The sequence below is a fragment of the Cellulomonas sp. HD19AZ1 genome (assembly GCF_004535805.1).
In the GTDB taxonomy this organism is placed as follows: domain Bacteria; phylum Actinomycetota; class Actinomycetes; order Actinomycetales; family Cellulomonadaceae; genus Cellulomonas; species Cellulomonas iranensis.
On sequence record NZ_SPHX01000011.1, the window covers coordinates 1 to 1,487 of the forward strand.

The window sequence follows — 1,487 nt, forward strand, 5'->3', positions numbered from 1 at the left end:
AGTAGGTGGCCTTCTCGGGGTCCTTCGGCGCCAGGTCGAGCAGGTAGCCCAGACGCGACGGCACACCCTTGAAGAACCAGATGTGCGTGACGGGGGCGGCCAGCTCGATGTGGCCCATGCGCTCACGGCGCACCTTCGAGCGCGTCACCTCGACGCCGCAGCGCTCGCAGATGATGCCCTTGAAGCGCACGCGCTTGTACTTGCCGCAGTAGCACTCCCAGTCCCGGGTGGGACCGAAGATCTTCTCGCAGAAGAGCCCGTCCTTCTCCGGCTTCAGGGTCCGGTAGTTGATGGTCTCGGGCTTCTTCACCTCACCGTGCGACCAGGCACGGATGTCGTCGGCCGTGGCCAGGCCGATGCGCAGCTCGTCGAAGACGTTGACGTCGAGCAAGGTTCCTACTTCCTTCGCGTTCCGGGGCCTGACGGCTCACCGGCGAATCTGCAACAGGGGTGTCGGCGCCCGGCCCGGACCCGCTGCCCCGCGCGTGCGGGGTGCGGTACCGGGCCGGGGCTCGGCCTCAGATCTCCTCGATGCTGCTGGCGTTCGGGCGCCGCGACAGGTCGATGCCGAGCTCCTCCGCGGCGCGGTAGACCTCGTCGTCGTTCTCCTTCATGTCGATGGACACGCCGTCGGACGACAGCACCTCGACGTTCAGGCAGAGCGACTGCATCTCCTTGAGCAGGACCTTGAACGACTCCGGGATGCCGGAGTCCGGGATGTTCTCGCCCTTGACGATCGCCTCGTAGACCTTCACGCGGCCCGGGACGTCGTCCGACTTGATGGTGAGCAGCTCCTGCAGCGTGTAGGCGGCGCCGTAGGCCTCGAGCGCCCACACCTCCATCTCGCCGAACCGCTGGCCACCGAACTGCGCCTTACCACCCAGCGGCTGCTGCGTGATCATCGAGTAGGGGCCCGTCGAGCGCGCGTGGATCTTGTCGTCCACGAGGTGGTGCAGCTTGAGGATGTACATGTAGCCGACCGACACCGGGTCCGGGAACGGCTCGCCGGAGCGGCCGTCGAAGAGCCGGGCCTTGCCGTCGCCCTTGACCATCCGCTCGCCGTCGCGGTTCGGCAGCGTCGAGTCGAGCAGACCCGTGAGGGTCCCCTCGGGCACGCCGTCGAACACGGGCGTCGCGACCGGGTTGCCGGGCTCGGAGCGGTGCGCCACCTCGGGCACGCCGTCGCGCCACTGCACGTCGCCCTCGGCGAGCTGGATGTCCCAGCCCTGCTTGGCGATCCACCCGAGGTGGACCTCCAGCACCTGGCCGACGTTCATGCGCCCGGGGACACCCATCGGGTTGAGGATGATGTCGACCGGCGTGCCGTCCTCGAGGAAGGGCATGTCCTCCTGCGGGAGGATCGTCGAGATGACGCCCTTGTTGCCGTGACGACCGGCGAGCTTGTCGCCCGCGGTGATCTTGCGGCGCTGCGCGATGTACACGCGGACCAGCTCGTTGACGCCGGCGGGCAGCTCGTCGCCGTCGTC

2 pseudogenes are annotated in these 1,487 nt (G+C 68.3%); both read right to left on the minus strand.

Annotated elements, in window-relative coordinates:
• Positions 1 to 391, minus strand: a pseudogene (locus tag E4A51_RS18155) (DNA-directed RNA polymerase subunit beta'); the annotation flags it as partial.
• Between the two features lie 127 nt (positions 392 to 518).
• Positions 519 to 1,487: pseudogene (locus E4A51_RS18160) on the minus strand (DNA-directed RNA polymerase subunit beta); the annotation flags it as partial.